This window comes from Candidatus Berkelbacteria bacterium, from assembly GCA_016432625.1.
Classification (GTDB): domain Bacteria; phylum Patescibacteriota; class UBA1384; order 2-12-FULL-50-11; family 2-12-FULL-50-11.
Window position 1 is genome coordinate 597,591 of sequence record CP066697.1, and the last position, 19,983, is coordinate 617,573.

The following is a 19,983-nucleotide window of genomic DNA, read 5'->3' on the forward strand; positions in this document are numbered from 1 at the left end:
GTTAGTACTTGTCGTAAGACGTCAGCGAGCAAGCTCAAGCGCCTTGTCGAGAGCCGGATCTGATGTCGCCGTAACTTCACCTTCAACCAAGACGTCTGGCTTGATGCCCTCTTTATTGACGGATCGACCCTTCGGCGTCAGCCATTCCGCGACAGTGAGACGTAGGGAGTTTCCTTTGCCAAGCGGGATAATATCTTGGACTGAGCCTTTGCCGAAGGTTTTCTGACCAATTATTTGCGCTCGGCCGTAGTCTTGCAGGGCACCGGCCAGGATCTCAGCTGCTGAAGCTGAGCCCTCGTTAACTAAGACCAAAAGTTTAGTGTTAGGGAAGGTTGGCACTTGTGTCGAGCGAACATCCTCGGACTTTTTGAATTTAAATTTTTGAGTCGTGATTACTGAAGGCGGCAAGAACGCTCCAGCAATTGGTGCGACGTCGTCAAGATAACCGCCCGGGTTATTACGCAAGTCCATAATGAAGGCCGTTGGATTCTTGGCGTTCAGCTCCGCGAAGCCCTTTTGTGCTAGTTCGATAGTGTCGTCGCCAAATTGGGCTATCTCCATATACGCAACCGTGCCCATCATTTTCCAGGTAACGCTGGGGATACTTATCGCTTCGCGGTTCACCTTCAACTCCAGTGGAACATCTTTGCCCTGGCGAAAAATGGAAAGCGTTACCTCGGTGCCAGCTTTACCACGAATCTTACTAACTGCTTGATCAAGCGTCATCTTCTCCGTTGATTCGCCGTCAATCGTCAAGATGATGTCATTCGGCTTCATGCCAGCTTTCTCGGCTGGCGATCCGGAGAGCGGAGCGACGACTGTAATCGCGTCGTTTTTCGTTTCTAATCTAGCTCCTATACCTTCAAACTCACCGCTTAGTTCTTCTGATAAAGTATTCCTTTCCTCCGAGCTTAAGAAGCTACTGAAGGGATCGCCGAGGCTGTCGATAAACCCACGAGTCACTCCGTCAACCGCTTTTTTCTTATCAATCTGACCGACAAACTCCTTATCAACTACCGAGTAAACCTGCCAGAATTCGCTGAGGTTAAGCTGTTGGCGGTTTAGTTCATAAGCGCCACCTGCCAAAAAGCCAGCAAAGAACACCAGCGCAACACCGAATAATAAGAAAACCTTAGAGAGTACCCGACGCGGCGGGACGATCGTCTTCCCCATATAGTTGTTCTACCAGCAAATCGTTCGCGGGAACAGCCTCAACAATAGCGCCGCCAAGTAATTTATCCTTATCGTAAAAGACGATGGACTGGCCAGGAGTCAGTGCTCGGACTGGTTCCTTGAATTTGACGCGGAGCTGCTCGCCTTTTTCTGCACTGACGGTAACCTCGACCGCTTCCTGGCGATATCTGACTCTAGCCTGACAACGTTTCGGCAGATCACTGGGCACGAGTAAATTCAGCCCTGCCGCGACGAGCTCATCGGAGTACGTTCGCTGATCTGGTCCAACGACAAGACGGTTTGAGACCTTATCTTTTGCGACAACAAAAAGTGGTGGGACATCCCCGGTCCATTTAACAGAACCGCTGCCAAGACGCTGACCGATCGTATATAATCTCACTCCCTGATGTTCACCAATAACTCGGCCGTCCGCTAGAACCGCTACGCCTGGACTGGCTTTAATTCGGCTCTTCAAGAATTCACGGACCTTAAGCGGCCCAATAAAACAAATTCCCTGGCTATCTTTTTTCGCCGCCGTGGGCAACTTGAGACTTTTAGCGAGCTCGCGAACCTCTGCCTTAGTCTTGTCGCCTAGCGGAAAGAGTAATGACGGCAAAATTGAACGTTCAATACCCCAGAGAAAGTAAGTCTGATCCTTGGCCTTATCCTTGGGAATGCCAATTAACTCAGCTGAAACTTTCTTAGCGTAGTGCCCAGTGGCGAGATAATCTGGCTCTAGTTGCCTTACGGCGCGCCACAAGGCCTTGAACTTTATTTCACGATTACATAGGACGTCCGGATTCGGTGTTACCCCTTGTTGGTAACCAGCGAAAAACCGCTCAATAACTTCGTGTTCGTACTCTTTAGTGAGATTAATCGTTAGAAAGTTGATATCCAGTTGCTTGGCAACGGCCTTGGCGTCGGCCTCTTCTTCTTGCCAAGTGCATGGGTACTCTGGCGTTCCAGTCCAACCCAAAATATAGACACCGACCACGTCGAACCCCTGCTCCTTGAGCAGTGCGGCGGCGACGGAAGAATCAACGCCGCCGGACATTAGCACTACGACACGCTGCGCTTTCGCCTTCATCTCAAAAGAATTGCCTGCATAAACATATCGGCAAGGATCTCAGATTGCATAACGCCCATATTTTACGCTACCAAGACCCGAAAGTCGATTCGCTAGTCAGTGAAGTTCTGGGTGAACATTTTGCCGTAAATGCCGGCATCAATTATGCCGATGCCGATGGTGCCAAAATCTACTTCGAGGATGTTCGCACGATGACCCGGTGAACGCATCAACCCGTTATGTGCCAGATCAACTGTCGCCGCGTAGGCCAAGTTCTCGCCGGCTGTCTTGAAGACAATGCTATCCCGTTCCATGCGGTCAAATGGCGACATTCCTTCAAGGTTTTCGTGAGAGAAGTACCCCTTCTCTAACATGTCGCTGGCGTGTTTACGAGCGGTCTCGGCCACCTTTTCACTCCACACTAGCTGCTTCAGGCCGACTTTAGCTCTCTCCTTATTAACCAGCACGAACATCTCCTGTTCGGCTTGTTTATCAACTGTGCCCTCTGAGTAGGTGAATTTTAATGTCACCCGTTCATCCGGCTGGATGATCTCCTCGGTTTGTGGCGGTACTGTCAGGAATGTCAGAGTATTTTTAATATCGCGACCGGTTATTTTGCTCAGATATTGCTGGATATTGCCGGATTGCGAGACAAAACGACTGCCAATCGCCGAGGTGTCAATGGCGGATTTTAATTTCGCCGGCACCGGCAAGGCGACGACAAGCGTTAGTAAGACCGAGATGAAAATAAACGCTTTGAATAGCGCTGGGACGGTACCGGCCAGGCGATTCGGAGCTGTGGCGCGGTATTTCTCTGGAATAAGCGGGTAAAGAACCTGCAGAATGAATGAGTAGACAACCTGATATATGACCCAGAGTAGTAGGAAGGCGATCGGCTGGGCACCAAACCCTTCGATACCAGTGTTATTCGTTAGCCAGACAGCAAACGGCTTATAGCTTATAAACGCAAAGAAGATGGTGATAAAAAAGCCGAGTAGCTCTAGCGTCTGTTCGATGAAGCCGCGCCGTAACCCTTCGACTGTGTAGAAGACAAAAACACCAAGAATAACTAAGTCTACCCAGTTCATCCTATATTAAATAATTGTTGCGCGTTCTTCGTTGTCTGTTCAAGAACGCTTTCCAGACTGACTGAACGGACTGCGGAGAGCGTTTCCGCGACAGTAACCACGTTCCTCGGATCATTCCGTTTGCCACGGCTCTCCTGCGGGCTAAGAAATGGCGCGTCAGTCTCGAGCATTAATTTTTCTAGCGGAATTTTTGACACCGTTTGTCGTAATTCATCGTTACCTGGGTAAGTGATAATCGCCGTCAGTGACAGTGACAGGCCCTGATCCAGAAACGCCTGCGCTTGCTCGAGCGTCCCGCTGAAACAGTGGATCACCGCGGTTAACCCTGGGTAGTCGTCAATAATTGTCTTCAGATCGCCATAAGCGTCGCGGCAGTGAAAGATTACTGGCAGCTTTTGCTCCAGCGCGAAAGTCAGCATGGTTCGTAGCGCTGTTTTCTGAGTCGAAGCACTCTTGGCGCCGTGATAGTAATCAAGCCCTATCTCCCCAACAGCAACCAGCTTATCGTTAAGGTTAAATAGCTCTCGCCACCCATCAATAAGTCCAGGCAGCTGCGGGAGTAGCTCTTCAGTAATTTCAGTAGGGTGCAGCCCTAGCGCTCCCCAGACCATAGGGTTATCGCGGCTCAGTTTATCGATTTTTGCGATCGAATCTCTGTCGGTTGCCGGGTTGATCACCGCAATCTCTTGAGCGGCAAGCTCTTCGATGAGGCCATCCCGGTCCGGATCAAAATCCGGAAAATCGAGATGGGCGTGAGTGTCAATTACTCTCATTTAGTTAAACGCTAGAACCGTTGCCCAACTTACGGCGCCAAGAATAACAAGCGAGGCAATCACCACCCTAACACGAATCCGTTCATGGAGAATCTCCCAAGAGCCGAAGAAAACTACCAACGGTGAAATAATGGCGATCAGGGTTGCGTGGATGACCCCAATAGTACTGAAAGCGTAAAGCCGGGTGAGCATCGATACTGCACCGAATAAAGCGCTGGATGCGATAAACCACCAGTGTTTATTAGTAACCTGTTTATAGCGAGGGGCGTAATAGAGCCAGAAGAAAACGGCTAGGATTAAGGTTCTGACAGCGTAGAGCGCCACAGGGGAGTAAGAGTAAAGAAGCTCGCGAAAGATAATACTTTCGGCAGACATAAGTATCACTCCGAGAAATAAATTATAGCCTTGCTGATCTAATAAAAAGTGAGCTTTCTCGCTACGAGCAAAAAACAACGCCACGCTTGCCACCAAGGCGAGCATAAAGATTCGCATGTCCCGTTCCTCAGGGAAGAATACGGCCGCTAAGATAATGGTCACCAGCGGCGCTAGCATCGTAATCATCTCGTGCTCGTAAATTCGTTCTTTTTGCACGCTCTGGTAGAAGAGAACGTTCCAGGAGATGCCCAAGACGATCATCATAAATAAAAGAAAGAGCGAGTTCGGTAGCAGGGCGATTGCCCACTCAACGCGGCCAAGTGTCGGAACGAGTAAAAGCGTGAACGCAAAAAGGAACACGAAAACTAGCGGCAGATAGACCCGAAGCGCCATTCGCTCACGGGAAAGTGTGATCTTGTCAATAATTAGGGATACAGACGCAGCAAGCGCCGAAACTAGTGCTGCAAACATACTTACATAGTGCGGTCTGCTAAGGGCTTTTGCAACGTCAATTCAGGCGCGGGAAAAGTGGTTTCACTTCAAGTTCTTGAAGCTGTATCCTTATCTTGTCACAAGTAGCCGGAACGAATGGCTCAAGAGTGCGGGTAATAATTAATAAATTATGGATCGCCACTTCAAGTAGATGTCGCTTGCCTTTCAGATCGACCCAAAGCTTATTATCCGTGATAAGCCGATCAGTTTCTTTAATAAGACCGTTAACTCGCTCGAGTTCCTCTCTGAAATCTAAGTCACCAGTCTGATCAAGACGCGTGGCTTGCGAATCTGTTTTTAAGCCAAAATTGCGCGCTAAGCCGACAACTCGCGCTACCAAGTTGCCCAACCCATTAGCAAGCTCGCCGTTGTAGATCGCGTCGAACTCGCTCCAGACAAAATTGGAATCGTCATAGAAGTTTAGTTGACGCAGTAGTAAATACCGCGTTCCGTCCACCCCGTAACGCTCAAGTAGCTGTGAAGGTAAAACGACGTTTCCAAGTGATTTGGACATCTTTTTGCCGTCGACATTAATAAACCCATGGACTAACAACTTTTTTGGGAGCTCATAGCCCGTCACAATTAGCAGGGCCGGCCAGATGATGGCATGAAACTTCAGAATATCTTTGCCGACAAGCTGGAAGTCCGCCGGCCAAAGCTTGTCTTTACCATTGATATGCAGCGCCGAAATATAGTTAAAGAGGGCGTCAACCCAGACGTACATAACCTGTTCAGGTTCGCCTGGAACTTCAATTCCCCAAGGATTTTTTGCTTTCGGCCTTGAGACACTAACGGCGTCGTAGGCGCCGGAACTTAGTACGTTGAGCACTTCGCTTCGTCTCGTCCCGGGGAAAACACTGGCCTCAATCCAGTTTTTGATTCGTTGCTTTATTTCATCGCTAAGAATTAAGAACCAGTTCTCCTCTTCCACCTCTTCAAGTGCTGTCTCGTGAATGGCGCACTTACCATTATTGACGTCTGCGGCTGTCTTGAAAGCCTCGCAACCAGTGCAATAGAGCCCTTTGTAGGTTCGTTTTTCCAGTACTCCGGCTTTTTGCAATTGCAGCCATTTCTCGGTCACAAATGCTTGGTGTTTTGGATTTGTGGTACGAACGAAGTAGTCAAAATCTAGGTTGAATTGCCTTTTAAGTTTGGCGAATTCTTCTGAAACATCGTCAGCGTATTGCTGCGGCTCTTGTTTCTTATCGCGAGCGGCGGCGGCGACCTTATTGCCATGCTCGTCAGTCCCAGTAACGAAAAAAACTTCCTCGCCTTTGAGTTTAGCGTAACGAGCAATCACGTCAGCGCTTAAGAGCTCGAACAGGAAACCGATATGCGGCGACGCATTTATGTAAGCGATTGAGGTTGTTATATAGGTTGGCTTTTTCACGACTGTATTATACCTGAAGGGTAGGGCGTTAAGAGGCCGCCCTGAAGAGCAGTTAGGGCGGCCCCGGACCGTTTTGGCCCCGTAGCGCAGGGCCAGACAAAAGATGTTGTTAGCTTAAAGCTACGCCTAGGCAATGCGCAGAGTCAACTAACTCACAGTTTAACGATGACAAACTCGCCTTTAGGGGTAGCGAAATGGGTTGATAGTTCTTCCGGTGTCCCGCTGGCTATCTCTTCGAATTGCTTGGTCAGTTCCCTACCGACTAAAAACCACTGCGAACCGCCACCCAATTCCTTAACCTGAGTAAAAAACTTCTGCAAACGCGGCGCCGTCTCGAAAAAGACCACTGGGAGCTTGGCAACAAGCAACTCTTTAATGAAAGTCTCGCGGCCCTTCTTGGTAGGAACATAGCCCCAAAACTGATAGGCGTTCGCGTAGATACCCGCCACTGACAAGATGGCTGTCACTGATGAGGCGCCTGGGATAGGTACTACCTCGACGGCGGCTTGGCGGGCGGCCGCAACTAATTTACCCGCCGGGTCTGCTATCCCTGGTGTTCCGGCGTCGCTTAGATAAGCAAGATTCTTGCCCGCCTTAAGCTCTTTTACTATCGAGGGAATTTTGTAATCGGAGTGGTGGTGGTAACTTTCAAGGGGTTTGACGATGTGATAATGCTCCAAGAGGATTTTTGTTCGCCTGGTGTCTTCGCAGTAGATTTTCTCGACAGTTTGAAGCGTTTCTACGGCTCGGAAAGTAATGTCCTTCAAGTTCCCAATTGGTGAAGAAACGATATATAGCATTTTATTTACCAATCTTTTTAGTTAAGGCCTGCCAGTGCTCAAAGGACAACTCTTGCGCCCTAGCGAGCGGCGATAAGCCCTGACCTTCAAGGAAACTAGCAACCTTTAGTTTTGGAGTTTTGAGGTCTTTATTCAGGGCGTTGGCCAGGGTTTGGCGCTTATGACGAAAACCAGCCTCCACTGCCGGCCAGAAAATTAGATCCATTTTGCTTTCCTCATAGGGCTCAAGCTTAATAACTGACGAAGTTACCCTTGGGCGTGGGTAGAAACTACCAGCCGGAACCTTTCTGACGATCGTCGCCTTGGCAGATGCTTCGGTTAAAATCGTCAAAAATCCACGGTCGGACTTTCCCTCCTGGGCAGTAATACGCTCCGCCAGCTCTTTTTGCACCAATAAGACCACGAGTTCGGGCTTTTTCTCGAGAAGAAAGATTTTTCGCAGCAACGGCGAAGTAATTGAATACGGAATGTTGGCGACGATTTTATACGCGCCTTCCAGGTCGATTGTCCAGTCAATTTTTAGCGCGTCGCCAGCTACCACCGTCAGTTTACGAGCCTTTTTGAGTCGCAGGTAATGAGCGAACTCATGGTCAGCCTCAATCGCAATTACTCGTTTAACTACCTGGGTGAGCGGCCAGGTTAGGCTGCCCAACCCTGGGCCAATTTCGACCACAACGTCGTCGCCGCCAAGCTCCGCGGCGTCGAGAATGTCGACAATAGCCGCGTTATCAACCAAGAAGTTCTGTCCTAGAAGTTTGTTCGGAAACTTTTTTAGCTCACGTAAGATATTAGCTGGGCTCATTTGCCGCTAATTTTACTCCAATATTGGTTGAAAGTTTAGTCTTATGGCCAGCGACCACGGTAACCGTGCGCCCAGGCCCAGGCCGTGACGTACACTTGGTTTTTAGCGTCCCAGATACTTGCGCCCCCGTAACCTGCCTTGGCCGAGACGGAATTCCAGAAGTTCGGGTCGTATTGATACAGCCCTAAATATTTGCCGCCAGCGCCGACTGAGCTAGGATTGCCGTTACTCTCCGCCATCATCCGGTTACAGAGCTCGTTAGCGTCAACCTTGTTTTTGATTGCGGCGTCTAGAACCAGGTCGTTATATTTACAGCGAACTGTAATAACTGGTTTCGTACCGACGAGCTGTAGCTCATCCTCTGGCTGCTTAACGATTTCAGTGGAAGTGAGAACCCTGGAAACCTCAACCCCATCCTCGCGCCGCACCTGATAGTGAAGCGCTTTCTGACCCTTCACTCCGGCTCGAGAAACTTTGGTTGTGCCTTTATTTAGCGTTGCGTCGTCCTTCTTAAAAATCTTGAACGCAATCGCATCTTTCTCGGTGACGTTAGTGATAGCAACGCGGGTAATAGTGATTTTAGTATTTGGACTTAACTTAGTTTCAAGATTCGGGGCGATTAGATCGTCAGAACCTAGCTCGATATTTTTTTCTTTCAGCAAGGCGCCGACTGTATCTTGCCAAGTTCGCAATAAATCTTGTCGTTTGCCGTCCTGCAACGATACTGGCATCGCTCGGTTGACGGTTATTACCGTCCCTAGCCCAAGCTCGGGGTCGGGAAAGGCAACAACCTTATCCTCGGGATAGTAAGCCACTCCGGCCTGGGCGAATGCCTGAGCGAGATTTCGTGCCGAGCTGTTGGCAGAGAATATTTCTTCCGGATGATTATTGTCGTCAGCCGCTTCTACTTTCTGAGCTTTCGGTGGGTGTTCACCGAAGAAAAGTCCGCCAAGGGCAAGCAAAATAACCGTCGCGATTAGTGGGAAGCCCACTTTTTTCATGTGGTTCCTACACTAGCTCTCGGCCCCGAAAAGTCAAGCTAGTTACCTAGAACAGTTTATAACGGAAGTTGAAGATAGTGAGCGCCAAAAATACTGTGTCCACCCAAGCCATCACTTGCTGCGTTGGCTCTAGGGTTGCGCCGATACACCACAAGACAAGCGGCAGCGCTTGAGGTAAAAGCAGCGGTAAGGTTTTAAGGAAACTCGTCAGCTGTACCCGTTTTTTCCACTTAGCATAGTACCCTTCCCACCCACCGGCAGGCTCTTTTGAGGCCAAGTATGACGCAACGGCCTCCATAGTCATCTGGTTGGCCTGGTAATTAAAAGTTAGGCTTGCAAAGATTATGGGCAGCATAAGCAGGAACCAAATAAGCGTTGAGCTTGAGCTGAATTCGTAGAGGAAAAATCCGGCGATAACAAACGCTGCCGCAAGACAGGTCGCGGAGTTGATGAGCGAGTGTAGCCCTTTGACGCGTTCTGAGATTTCTTGTCTTAAGTTGGTAAATTCGGCCGTTTCCTTGTCCATACCGGGCTAATAATAGCACTTTGAACCCGTAGAGTCTCCTGCTTCGGCGAGTTGCCTAATGTAGCCCTCCCTCGGACAACCCCAAGAAATTCGGGACTAGATCATGTCTAAGAGATTCTGATCAATTTCCCGGATGAACCGGCTGGGGATAGTATTTGTCAGGCCGCCGTGAATAACCCTCTGGCGAGCAAGGGTTAAATAGAGGCGCTTACGAGCTCGTGTCATCGCTACGTAGCAAAGCCGCCGCTCCTCATCCATCTCCGCCTCCTCCTCTAGGGCGCGCATGTGTGGGAAAAGACCTTCCTCGCAACCTGCCAAGAAAACTACTGTGAATTCTAATCCCTTAGAGGCGTGCATACTCATCAGCGTCACGGCATCGGCTCGAGCATCATAATTATCCACGTCGCTTATCAACGTGACGTGCTCCATAAATTCGTCTAGACTCTCAAACTCACTGGCAAGGTTCACTAGTTCCTCGACGTTCTCGACCCTGCCCTCGCCTTCAGGCGTACCGTCATCGACAAAAGATTTGTAACGGCTAAAGGCCAAAACTTTTTCAAGAATCTCTACTGGCGTCAAGCTCGCTGCCTGAGTACGGATCTGCTCCATATCGTCTTTGAACTTATCAACTTTCTCCCCACCTTTCTCCAGGGTTTTTGGGCCGATACCACGCGGCGGGGTGTTTATCGCTCTCTCAAACGAGTGTGTATCGCCGGGATTGGCAAGATACCTTAAGTACGAGAGCAGATCCTTCACTTCTTTACGTTCATAGAAGCGCAACGCGCCCACTAGTCGATACGGTACGCCCTGGCTTAAAAATATTTCTTCTAGGATACGAGACTGAGCGTTAGTGCGATAAAGTACAGCAAAGTCGTTCCAGTTATGGCCGTAGCCTTTTAGGCCCCGTATCTCTGTCGCCACAAACTCCGCTTCGGCATAGGCGTTACTCGCTTCATAAACCGAGATCGGTGGGCCTTCTTCATTGTCAGTCCAAAGCTTCTTTTCGCTCCGCCTTTTGATCCGCTCTACGACCTGCGCGGCGCCAAGGATGATATTTTTGGTCGAACGATAGTTCTGCTCAAGTTTATAGACCTTGGAAGCTGGGAAATCCCGGTTGAAGTTAAGGATGTTTTGGAAATTAGCCCCCCGCCAGCCGTAAATAGACTGGTAGTCATCACCAACAACGCAAAGGTTCTGCGATTTTGGGTTGGTTAGCAGGGCGGTCAGCCGGTACTGGGCGTGGTTTGTGTCTTGATACTCATCGACCATGACGTATTTGAATTGTTGGTGATATTTAGCCCTTACTTCAGGGAACTGCTCGAGTAGTTTGACAGTTGCCATAATAAGGTCGTCGAAATCGAGCGCCGAGAGCTCAACTAGTCGACGCTGGTACTTTCGATAAACCTCAAGCGCAACTTGTTGAAAATATCCTTGAACGTATTTCGAGTAGTCCTCAGGACTAAGCAGCTCGTTCTTAGCTCCAGAGATTACCGACCGCACCGCGTTAGGGCTAATTTGCTTCGGATCGTAGCCAAGATTGCGGATGATACCTCGCGTTAGCGTCAATGAATCATCGGAGTCGAAAATCGTAAACGATTTTGGTAAGCCCAGCTGCTCGTGCTCTGCTCGTAAAATGCGGACACAAATTGAGTGAAAGGTGCCAACCCACGGTAAATAACGACGAGTGAATAAGTTGGGGTTGCGCTGGAAATCTTGTAACGACAATCCTAAAATATTGACAATCCTGCCCGCGAGCTCCTGCGCCGCCTTATTCGTAAACGTGATAGCTAAAATCTCATTAGTCTCGGCTTTGCCTTCGGCAACGATGTATGCCAGCCGGTGCGTCAGGCACTTGGTCTTTCCCGAACCTGCGCCGGCAAGAATTAATACCGGACCGTCAGTCGCAAGGACCGCCTCTTTTTGAGCCAGGTTTAGACCTCCAAGAACAGCCTCAGAAACTGGGGAGCCGGGCATTAATCGGGTCGACTCGCTGGGGTATTGGTTTTAGCGCGGCGCTCAACGTCGTAGAATCTGGCTTGCTCGGCCTTGAAATGCAGCTCAACTTCACCGATCGGACCGTTTCGGTGTTTACGGATCAGCAGATCGGTAACGCCTTTGCGCTCAGTTTCTCTGTCGTAATAATCCTCGCGGTAAAGGAACATCACCACATCAGCATCTTGCTCGATCGAACCGGACTCGCGTAGATCTGAGAGCTGCGGGACTTTCTTTTCCCGACCCTCGACGGCGCGCGAGAGCTGAGAAAGCGCTATCACCGGCACGTCGAGCTCCCTGGCTAAGGCCTTTAGTGAGCGCGAGATCTCCGATACTTCCTGAACACGATTAGAATCGCGATTTTCCCGACGGGATGATTCCAGCAGCTGTAAATAGTCGATGACAATTAGGCCCAACTGCTGCTCGGCGCGCAAGCGGCGAGCTTTGGTGCGAATTTCAATCGCCGTCAGAGTTGGTGAGTCGTCAATATAAATCGGCGCCTCAGCCAGCGTTCCCATTGCCATACCGATGGCCGGAAAGTCGTCTTCGCTCAGATTGCCAGTCCGTAATTTCCAGTTGTCCACCATGGCTTGTGCGCAAATCAGACGATCAACAATCTGCTCCTTACTTTGTTCCAAGGAGAAAAAACCAACCGGGACTTGAGCTTTGACGGCAGCGTTCAGGGCGATATTTAAAGCAAAAGTTGTTTTACCCATACTTGGACGGGCAGCAAGAATAATAAGATCGGACGGCTGCAAACCTGAGAGTTTATTATCGAGATCTTTAAACCCAGTTGGCACACCGCGTAGCAAACCTTTTTCGCGGTGCAGCCGGTCAATGCGGTCAAAACTACCCGCCAATATATCGCTAATAACCTGGAAATTGTCCTTCAAGAGCTGCCTAGAAACGCCGAATAGCGCTGATTCTGCTTCGTCGAGAATTACCTGCACTTCGGCTTCCTCATCGTAACCAAGCTCAGCGATCTTCTGGCCAGCATTGAGAATACGGCGGAGCGTGGCCTTATGCCTAACAATCTCAGCGTAATGTAGGACGTGCACGGCGGTCGGCACTGTATTAACTAACTCTGCTATATAGGCAGCGCCGCCGACTGTATCCAATTCCTTCAAGGCTTCAAGCTCGTTAGTTAACGTTACTAGGTCGATTGGCGAACGCTTTTCGAACAGTCGCAGGATGGCTCGAAAGATTTTTTGATGGTCTTGTCGATAGAAATCTTCGGCAATTAAAACGTCGGCCACTTTGTCCATGGCATCTTTGTTAACCAAAATTGCGCCCAAGACGGCGGCCTCAGCCTCAATATTCTGTGGCGGTAATTTACCGATAGCCATAGCTACTTCGTCTCCTCTAGCTCAAAAACGTCTACCACTGTCCGTACCAGATCATCATTGTTACTGACGCCGACGTCAAGGTCGGCGCGGATAACACACTCGAGCTTCATCGGCCGACCGGCCACTTCGTTGGCGACCGCCTCGATAATTTTCCTATTTCGCGCCTCGTTCATCCGGTCAACATAAAAACGGAACTTGACGGCTACGACGACACTAGTTTCGCTGAGTCCCTCGAGTCTCGCGGCTCTCACAACCATGTACAAAGCATGATTATGGCCTTTGATTCCTTCGAGGAACTTATTCCAGAAAGTTGCGTCTGCGTCAGTTGTGCCAGTTGCCTGAACGCTTGCCGCGACAGTGTCGACAGGGGCTGGGGCATCTACGGTGAGGGGCTTTTCGACCTTCTGTACGTCGCGCATTGCCGGAGGTGCGTTGGTAACTTTGAGGTTGGCAGCAGGGCGAAGTGTCAGGGCAAGATTAATAAATTCGGCCAAAATTAAAGCTGTTGGGTCAACTGAGGAGCGCGACCGAGCCAGCACAAGCAGCAGCTGCTCTAGCACGCGCGCCACGGCTGGTTCAACTGAGAGCGAAGCGTTATCGAGGATCATATTCTTGCACTCATCGGCCACGGCTTTAGCAAGTACGGTGATGTCCCCGCCCGAAGCGAGAAAGTTTTTCAAAACGCTGGCTAATTTGTCAGCGTCGCCCTCTTGTAATAGTTGGAGCGTTTCTAGGACGATTTGGTGCGGCGGCAAGCCCAGCAGCTCTCTGACTTTAGCCACGTTCAACTCCCCCTCTTGACTAGCAATGTTACCAAGCAGCGTCAGAGCGTCCCGGTACGAGCCGTCGGCACGAGCCGCGATCGCCTGGACAGCTTCGCCGTCTAGCTTTAGTTTTTCCTTCCTCCCTACCGTCTCGAGCAGACTGACCAAAGCTTCGGTTGAAGCTCTACGAAATTGATAACGCTGGCAACGAGAGATGATCGTCTCTGGTACTTTGTGCAGTTCGGTTGTCGCTAGGATAAAAATCACGTGAGACGGCGGTTCCTCGAGGGTTTTCAACAAGGCATTAAAGGCTTCCTTCGTCAGCATGTGTACTTCATCGATGATGTAAACCTTGTACTTGGCTCGGGCTGGAGCGAAGTTAACCCGCTCTCTTAACTCGCGAATTTCGTCGATTCCGCGATTAGAAGCGGCGTCGATCTCAAACACATCAACTGACCTGCCTTCGCCAATCTCAAGACAAAGTTCGCAGCTGTTGCATGGGTTTTGATTTGGGGGTCGTTTCTGGCAGTTTAGTGACCGAGCAAATAGCCTGGCTAGTGTTGTCTTGCCAGTACCGCGGGAGCCAGAGAATAAATAGGCGTGGCCGACACGGTTATTTTTGAGTGAAGTAACAAGAGACGAACAGATATGCTCCTGCCCTAAAACATCATCAAAAATCTTGGGCCGATAAGCGCGATAGAGGCTCGACATGTCGAAGTCATACTGCCACGACTGGGCCTAAAAGTCATTACCAGCCTACCATCGAGGATGGGTTTTGCTCCCTGGCCGTCTAGGCAAATTCTGGTAGCATAATTTAAGGAGGGGAAATTGGCTGTTACCAACGACATTATCAAAAAAATCAGTCAAAAAACTAACCAGCCTGTCTTTAAAGTGCGGGCGTATTTACGAGGCCTAACCGACATCATCGCTTCCGGTCTTAGTGAAGGCAGTAAAGTTGAAACCGACGGTCTGGGGACGTTCAAATTAACTCGCTTGCCGGAGCGCAAGGTTGTGACAAATTTCGGCGGTAAAAAGCAAACAATCACACTTGAGGCAGCTGTCACGCCAGATTTCGACGTTGACCCGGTGCTTCAGAATAAAATAACAACTACTCCCAAGCCTACCGCCGCTGACGGCCCAATCACCGAGCAGTTCCGCATCAGCAACCTTCATACCAGAGAATCAGCCGTTCAATTCATTGAGCTAGTAGACAAGACGATTCCTAAAAATGTCTTGAACCTAGTCCCGGAGCCGATCGCTCGCAAGTATCAAGCTGTCCCATTCTCCCTTAAAGATAAGACCGTTTATATCGGTATGACCGACCCTGAGAATGAAGAAGCCTTTAACGCCATCCGAAAGTCTTCTGGTAAGATCGTCAAAGCATTTATCACTACTCAAGACGATGTTAACCATGTGCTCGATCAATATTCTGGCTTGCAGTCTGACCTCAGCGAGCTAGTTGAGATTTCCGAGGAAGAAGATAAGAACCAGTCTACGAAGGAGAAAGTTAGCGAAGAGGACTTTGCTGAGACTTCGCCAGCTGCCAAAATCGTCGCTTCTCTGCTCAAACGTGCCGTACGCGAAAAAGCCTCAGATATTCACGTTGAGCCGTCGGAAGAAGACGTTGTTGTCCGTTTCCGTATCGATGGCGTGCTGCGCAAGGTGCTGAACTTGCCGAAAGAAGTTCAGCCCGCCGTGATTTCTCGGGTTAAGATCCTTTCCAGCCTGAAGATCGATGAGACTCGTTTACCGCAAGACGGTAGGATTCAGATTCTCCTTGACGGCAATAAGATCGACTTTCGTATCTCAACCCTGCCGACAGTTAACGGCGAAAAGGTCGTCGCCCGCGTCCTCGACCACTCACATGGCGTCCTTACATTGGCCGACCTAGGCGTCCGCGGTAGCTCCTTCAAAGTGCTGGAGGAAAATCTAACCAAGGCACATGGCATGACGCTAATTACTGGGCCAACCGGGAGCGGTAAGTCCACGACGCTTTACGCGATGATCGCCCGTATCAAAAACGAGGCCATTAACATTATTACTATGGAAGACCCGGTGGAGTACCGGATGCCTGGCGTCAACCAAAGCCAGGTAAACGCCAAGATTAATTTCAACTTCGCTAGTGGGCTCCGGTCAATCCTGCGCCAGGATCCAGACGTTGTGATGGTCGGCGAGATTCGCGACAAAGAGACAGCTGATATCGCTATTAACGCTGCCTTGACTGGGCACGTTGTTTTAAGCTCGCTCCACACTAATGACTCAGCCGGAGCCTTACCGCGCTTACTCGATATGGGCATCGAGCCGTTTCTCATTACTTCAAGCACCAACGCAATTGTGGCGCAGCGACTTTGCCGGAAAATTTGCGATAAGTGTAAACAGGAAGCGCCTCCGAAACCCGAGTACCAAGTGGTAATTAGCCAAGAAATTGAGAATCTTCCCGAAAAAGAAAAGGCCGAGGCTAAGAGCAAGAAAAGCCTTTTTGTCGGCGCTGGCTGTAACGCTTGTGGCAATTCAGGATATAAGGGCCGGATTGGTATTTTTGAAGTTATGGCGATCACTGAACCGATCAGAATGCTGACGATCAAGCGCGCCTCTTCGACAGAGATTATGCAACAAGCCAAAAAAGACGGGACGATCAGTATGAAACAGGACGGCATCCTCAAAGCTTTGGACGGCCTCACGACGATCGAAGAAGTTTGGCGCGTCACCAAAGACTAGCATGTCGCAATATAGCTACGTCGCCAGAGAAATTAGCAACTCCGTAAAACATACCGGGCAGCTCGAAGCGGCAAATGTTGCCGAGGCAACAAAGCAGTTAAGAGGGCAGGGCTTGTTGCCGATAAAGATTACGGAGGGCAAGGGCGGATTGCGCTTAACGATCAATCGTAAAAATGTACCGTTAAAAGAGAAGATAATTTTCACGAGACAGCTGGCGGTTATGGTGAAAGCCGGTTTGCCGCTGGTTAAAGCCCTTGAAGCACTCGCCAGACAGACCGAGAACAAATTCTTCCGTGAGGTAATCACTGAGATAATTAAACAAGTTGAAGGCGGAGCACAGCTTTCCGCCGTCATGAACCGCTACCCAAAGGTTTTCAGCGAGGTTTATATTGCCGTGATCAAAGCTGGCGAGCAGACCGGGCAACTGAGCGAAGTGCTTTTCAATCTGGCGGATCAACAGGAAAAACAGGCCGACTTAATCTCTAAAGTTCGCGGCGCCCTAATGTACCCAGCGGTTATTTTTGTCGCATTAATTGGGGTTATTTTCTTAATAGTATTCTTCGTTCTACCAAGCCTCCAAACAGTTTTCCGTGACTTCGGCGCTGAGTTACCGCTGACAACAAGAATACTTTTCGGCATAAGTACAGTCGCTCGAAAATATTTCTACATCGTTTTCCCCGCCCTGATAGCACTATTTTATCTACTGCGGCTGTGGGTGCTGCGCCCTGGCGGTCGTTTAGTCTATGACAAAGTCAAAATTAATTTGCCAATTTTCGGCTCGCTAACCAAAAAAGTCTACATGGCGAGTTTTTCGCGAACGATGGGAATGCTGGTTCGATCCAGTTTACCGATCCTCCTCTCGATAAAAATTGTTCAAAAAACGATCAATAATAAGCACTACGAAGCGGCATTTGACCGAATTGCGGCGCTTGTTGAATCTGGAAAGCCGCTCTCAGCTGCGATCGCTAAAGAGGAGCTGTTCCCACCCATGGTCTCTCAACTCACCACTCTAGGCGAAGAGTCTGGTAACTTGGAGTCAGTCCTCCAAGAAATCACTCGATTTTACGACTCCGAAATCGACAATATGACCAAAAACATGGCCTCGCTAATCGAGCCGATAATGTTGGTCATAATGGGTATTGGCGTCGCGTTCGTCGTCGCCTCGGTATTAGGACCAATTTATAAACTAGTGTCCGACTTTCATTAAATAATGACTGACTGTATTCTAATAATTAAGCTGTTAATTGGTTCGCAAAAAGCGGAGGGGTTTTGAATACAACGATCGGTATCGACATTGGCTACGAGACGGTGAAAGTCATCGGCCTCGAGAATCACGGCAAGCGCTGGAAACTGCGCGGTATGAATATTGCCCCAATTCCTGCCAATTCCTGGCAAACTGATGCCATTCTCAACCAGGACGCTATCGCTCAAACGGTTATTGAAACCCTAAAGAACGCTAAACCTGACGCCATCAACGGCAAGAGGGCGATGTTCGCTTTGCCAGAGTCGGTGATATTCTCCGGAACTTTTGCCATGCCGTTACTTGATAAGGAAGAACTTGCGCAGGCGATACCATTCGAACTCGCCGATAAGCTGTCGATCAATCTGGAAGAATTCTATTTCGACTATGAGGTCGTGACTACTAAGTGCAAGCCGCTAAGCCCAGCAGAGCTCGAGAAACTATCTAAGGCATCGGCCAAAACAAAGGACAGTAAAAAACCGGAGCCAACGCCGATCGAACAAGACGCGATGACCGTGTTTGCCGTGGCTGCGAAAAAGACGCTTATTGAGTCTGTAGTCTCCTTAGCAAAGAAGGCCGGCTTAGACCCTGCGGGTATCGACATCAAGCCTGGGGCAATCGCTAGGGCGGTAATCAGGCAGGGCGACGAGAAGGCTCGCGCCATCATCGACCTAGGGGCCGGAAGTACAGGCGCCTCAATCGTTGAAGGACAGAGCATAAGAGTTACCTCTACTGTTCCCTGGGGTGTTAAAGCCCTATTAGACAAAGGCCTTGGCGTCGAACAGCTGCGCAAGGAGTTCGCCGCTGTCTTCGATGAACTGGTTCATGTAACTAAGTTCTTCGAAAACCGTGTTTGTCCCGGAACGACGATCGAGGAGATCATCCTTTCTGGCTCAGGTACTAATATTCCACAGATAATCGATGTCTTTCAGCAAGAGACCGGTCTGCCATCAAAAATCGGCGAGCCGTTCGGCAATGTCGACACTGACCACTACCCGATCAAGGTTCAGTACTCGCACACCTTTTCCGATGCCGTTGGCCTAGCGATGAGGGACAACGATGCTTAACCTCCTGCCACCAGAAACCAGAAAGCGCCAACACGCCAAATCCTCGCTCTACAGTCTTAGCGTTGTTTATATCATCATCGTCGCCGTACTTTTTCTTGGCGCTGGCGCGCTTGGAACGTGGCAGTTCGTGCTGCAAAACGATATCAACATGCGTAATGAAGAGATAAGCCGGCTCAGGGCTAAAAAAGAGGCTCAGAGTGAAGTTGTGCTGAAAGCTGCCTTCATTGAAGATCGAATGAGTACCGCTGGCAGTTTCCAGGAGGATCAGAAATGGGAAGAGGTACTAGGCGATGTCGCTCAGGCAACACCGACCGATGTGCAATTGAGCTCGATCAAAGTGACAACTAAACCAACCCAGGTGTTAACCGTCGGCGGCAGCACCACCAATGCTCGAGCGATTGTCCTTTTCCGCGACAAGCTAGGCGCCACTAGCCGCTTTAAGGCTGCCGCAATTAGCTCCATCTCAGAGAATAAAACCGATACCAGCCGGGTCTTCACCTTCACAATCGAGATTAGTATCGGCACCTCAACCAAGGAGGGTAACTAAATGCTAGTTAAAAGCACATCGTTTTGGATCGCGACGGGAATATTTCTGGTCGCTTGCCTAGGTATCGTTTGGCTTGTTTTCCCTAAACTCATTTCCAAATTTCGCTTAGCGCAGCAAACACTCAAAACCGCCAATGAGGAAGTCGCTAAAACTCAGCAGTTTCTAAACACCGTCGAGACGTTAAATAAGAACCTCGACGACCTCGGAAAATACAACGAAGCAGCCCGGCTGGCTTTGCCAACGACGACTGAGCCAGAGCAGTTACTGCTGCAACTGAACGGCCTTATTGCCGACCTAAAACTCGACGCCACGGTCACCGTACCGATTAGCAAGACAACAGGGACGAGTACTACGTCGGGCGCCAGCTCAGGAGTAAAAGCCGGTTCGATCGGCGGTGGCACAGTCGTTAGTAATGAGAATGCCAACACCGACACTGGCGTCACCTTTACGATCAACGGGAAGTTCGGTTTTGGGGAACTGCAGACACTTATAGGACGCCTACGAACCTTCAGTCGCTGGAATAAAATCCAATCCATCGACATAACCCGTTCGGATTCCGCGTCGACAGTCTCAATTACGGGCCAGGTTTTCTCGAAACCTCTTAGCGGTAAAGAGTTCTCCGCCGCCGATCCACAATTCCTGAAAAAGGCCGGCGATTTATTCGGGGGCCTGCGTAGCTATGCGACAATCCCCGATATAACCCAAGAGGGCTCTTACGGACGCAAGGATCCGTTCGCCGGCCTATAGTCGGCGAAATGCCGACTTTCCCTAGGGATTTTCCCGGCGGGTATAGGCCTTGGGATTGCAGCACTGCCCGTAAGAT

18 protein-coding genes are annotated in these 19,983 nt (G+C 49.8%); 5 read left to right on the plus strand and 13 right to left on the minus strand.

The window, feature by feature from the left end:
* Positions 1 to 21: 21 nt before the first annotated feature.
* The 13 genes from HY845_03325 to dnaX form a co-directional block, all read right to left on the minus strand.
* Positions 22 to 1,173: a S41 family peptidase gene (locus tag HY845_03325; GenBank protein QQG51564.1), complete on the minus strand. Its 1,152-nt coding sequence runs from the start codon at positions 1,171 to 1,173 to the stop codon at positions 22 to 24.
* The gene (gene mnmA / locus HY845_03330) at positions 1,133 to 2,260 is read right to left on the minus strand and encodes a tRNA 2-thiouridine(34) synthase MnmA (GenBank protein ID QQG51565.1); all 1,128 of its coding nucleotides are present in this window, start codon (positions 2,258 to 2,260) and stop codon (positions 1,133 to 1,135) included. The genes HY845_03325 and mnmA overlap by 41 nt, the downstream gene beginning before the upstream one ends.
* Before the next feature lie 92 nt (positions 2,261 to 2,352).
* Positions 2,353 to 3,327, minus strand: a complete 975-nt coding sequence (locus HY845_03335; protein QQG51566.1) for a CvpA family protein — start codon at positions 3,325 to 3,327, stop codon at positions 2,353 to 2,355.
* Positions 3,324 to 4,100 carry a TatD family hydrolase gene (locus HY845_03340; GenBank protein QQG51567.1) on the minus strand — a complete coding sequence of 259 codons (777 nt, stop codon included), beginning with the start codon at positions 4,098 to 4,100 and terminating at the stop codon, positions 3,324 to 3,326. The genes HY845_03335 and HY845_03340 overlap by 4 nt, the downstream gene beginning before the upstream one ends.
* Positions 4,101 to 4,946: a DMT family transporter gene (locus tag HY845_03345; GenBank protein ID QQG51568.1), complete on the minus strand. Its 846-nt coding sequence runs from the start codon at positions 4,944 to 4,946 to the stop codon at positions 4,101 to 4,103.
* 37 nt (positions 4,947 to 4,983) lie between these two features.
* The gene (locus HY845_03350) at positions 4,984 to 6,357 is read right to left on the minus strand and encodes a methionine--tRNA ligase (GenBank protein QQG51569.1); all 1,374 of its coding nucleotides are present in this window, start codon (positions 6,355 to 6,357) and stop codon (positions 4,984 to 4,986) included.
* 152 nt (positions 6,358 to 6,509) lie between these two features.
* The gene (gene rsmI / locus HY845_03355; protein QQG51570.1) at positions 6,510 to 7,157 is read right to left on the minus strand and encodes a 16S rRNA (cytidine(1402)-2'-O)-methyltransferase; all 648 of its coding nucleotides are present in this window, start codon (positions 7,155 to 7,157) and stop codon (positions 6,510 to 6,512) included.
* 1 nt (position 7,158) lies between these two features.
* The gene (gene rsmA / locus HY845_03360; protein ID QQG51571.1) at positions 7,159 to 7,959 is read right to left on the minus strand and encodes a ribosomal RNA small subunit methyltransferase A; all 801 of its coding nucleotides are present in this window, start codon (positions 7,957 to 7,959) and stop codon (positions 7,159 to 7,161) included.
* Between the two features lie 41 nt (positions 7,960 to 8,000).
* Complete coding sequence (locus tag HY845_03365; GenBank protein QQG51572.1) at positions 8,001 to 8,960, minus strand: G5 domain-containing protein; 960 nt, start codon at positions 8,958 to 8,960, stop codon at positions 8,001 to 8,003.
* Between the two features lie 46 nt (positions 8,961 to 9,006).
* A complete protein-coding gene (locus HY845_03370; GenBank protein QQG51573.1) occupies positions 9,007 to 9,486 on the minus strand; it encodes a hypothetical protein in 480 nt (159 codons plus the stop codon).
* Between the two features lie 96 nt (positions 9,487 to 9,582).
* The gene (locus HY845_03375; protein QQG51574.1) at positions 9,583 to 11,460 is read right to left on the minus strand and encodes a UvrD-helicase domain-containing protein; all 1,878 of its coding nucleotides are present in this window, start codon (positions 11,458 to 11,460) and stop codon (positions 9,583 to 9,585) included.
* Positions 11,460 to 12,824, minus strand: a complete 1,365-nt coding sequence (dnaB, locus tag HY845_03380) for a replicative DNA helicase (GenBank protein ID QQG51575.1) — start codon at positions 12,822 to 12,824, stop codon at positions 11,460 to 11,462. Before dnaB ends, HY845_03375 begins: the two co-directional genes overlap by 1 nt.
* Before the next feature lie 2 nt (positions 12,825 to 12,826).
* Positions 12,827 to 14,299, minus strand: coding sequence for a DNA polymerase III subunit gamma/tau (gene dnaX / locus HY845_03385; protein QQG51576.1), 1,473 nt, complete (start codon positions 14,297 to 14,299; stop codon positions 12,827 to 12,829).
* 117 nt (positions 14,300 to 14,416) lie between these two features.
* Between dnaX and tadA the strand changes: the two genes are divergently transcribed.
* The 5 genes from tadA (at position 14,417) to HY845_03410 (ending at position 19,907) form a co-directional block, all read left to right on the plus strand.
* Positions 14,417 to 16,306 (plus strand): Flp pilus assembly complex ATPase component TadA, encoded by a 1,890-nt coding sequence (tadA, locus tag HY845_03390; GenBank protein QQG51577.1) that lies wholly within the window; start codon positions 14,417 to 14,419, stop codon positions 16,304 to 16,306.
* 1 nt (position 16,307) lies between these two features.
* Positions 16,308 to 17,513 carry a type II secretion system F family protein gene (locus HY845_03395; protein ID QQG51578.1) on the plus strand — a complete coding sequence of 402 codons (1,206 nt, stop codon included), beginning with the start codon at positions 16,308 to 16,310 and terminating at the stop codon, positions 17,511 to 17,513.
* Positions 17,514 to 17,575: 62 nt separating this feature from the next.
* Complete coding sequence (pilM, locus tag HY845_03400) at positions 17,576 to 18,613, plus strand: pilus assembly protein PilM (GenBank protein QQG51579.1); 1,038 nt, start codon at positions 17,576 to 17,578, stop codon at positions 18,611 to 18,613.
* Positions 18,606 to 19,160 (plus strand): PilN domain-containing protein, encoded by a 555-nt coding sequence (locus tag HY845_03405; protein ID QQG51580.1) that lies wholly within the window; start codon positions 18,606 to 18,608, stop codon positions 19,158 to 19,160. Before pilM ends, HY845_03405 begins: the two co-directional genes overlap by 8 nt.
* Complete coding sequence (locus HY845_03410; GenBank protein QQG51581.1) at positions 19,161 to 19,907, plus strand: hypothetical protein; 747 nt, start codon at positions 19,161 to 19,163, stop codon at positions 19,905 to 19,907.
* The last annotated feature ends 76 nt before the right edge of the window (positions 19,908 to 19,983 follow it).